The sequence below is a fragment of the Ulvibacter litoralis genome (assembly GCF_900102055.1).
GTDB classification, from domain to species: domain Bacteria; phylum Bacteroidota; class Bacteroidia; order Flavobacteriales; family Flavobacteriaceae; genus Ulvibacter; species Ulvibacter litoralis.
In genome coordinates, this window is the sequence record NZ_FNBA01000053.1 from 1 (window position 1) to 1,067 (window position 1,067).

The following is a 1,067-nucleotide window of genomic DNA, read 5'->3' on the forward strand; positions in this document are numbered from 1 at the left end:
ACATAAAACACAACTGATTCCAAAAACTAAATTCATTTCAGCGTAATAGTTTTTCCACCATAATTTTTCGTTCATAGATTGTATTTCGTTGTTTTGTATTATACTGAAATAGGTTGACCTTTTTCGGGTTCATTTTTCGTTTATTAAAAGGTCAATAGTTCTAACTTTTCTTTATTTCTTTTGTAGGAATGATATGCAACATTTTGATTAATATGAACAAAATCTGGCGTGTTTAATTTCAGACTATGATGCGTTCTTTTATTATTGTAAATACTGACAGCTCTTTTAATAATCTTCTTAGCTAAGGTAACATTTTTTACAGTTTGTTTGAGTCCGTATTCGTATTTTAATGTTCTGTTGATTCTTTCAGCCACCGCATTTTCGTATGGATCGTACTGCTGTGTCATTGATAACGTTATATTGTTTTGTTCCGCAATCTCTGTATATGCAGGGTTACAATACTGGATTCCTCTGTCTGAATGATGTATTAGTTTCTCATTAGGGTATTTTCGATTTTTAATAGCCATAGCGAGCGCATCCGTACAAAGAGATGTTTTCATGTGTGAAGCTAATTTGTATCCCATAATCTTCTTTGAATAGGCATCGGTAACCAAAGCCAGGTAGCAATGCTTGTTCTCTGTTTTAATATACGTTATATCACTTACCCAAAGCTGTTCGGATCGGGTAGGGGCTTTGTCTTTTACTAGGTTATCATATTTATAAAACTGATGTTTAGAGTTTGTGGTTATAAAATATCTTTTGGTCCTTGGGACTAATAGATTATAGGTCCTTAAGAGCTTATAGAACTTATCTCTTCCCATTTTAATCCCAAGTAGTTCCATTTTAGGTTTGAGTTTATCATATAACTTAATTCCGCCTGTTCTTTGTCCGACTTCATTTCTATAATCCTTAATCATTTGAATTATGATTTGGTCATTTTCTACTTTGGTTTTATGAGATTTTAAGCGTTTATAGAAGGCTTGTTTACTAATCCCAAAACATTGGATCAACCATTTTCTTTTAAACGGTTTTGTTTCTTTTTTTCGATCTCGTCTGCTAATGTTTTG

At 32.3% G+C, this 1,067-nt stretch carries 1 protein-coding gene; it reads right to left on the bottom strand.

Features of this window, described 5'->3' with window-relative positions; translation table 11 throughout:
- Nucleotides 1-143: 143 nt before the first annotated feature.
- On the bottom strand, nt 144-1,067 hold a 924-nt coding region (locus tag BLQ00_RS17405), incomplete at its 5' end, for an IS3 family transposase (RefSeq protein ID WP_093145591.1).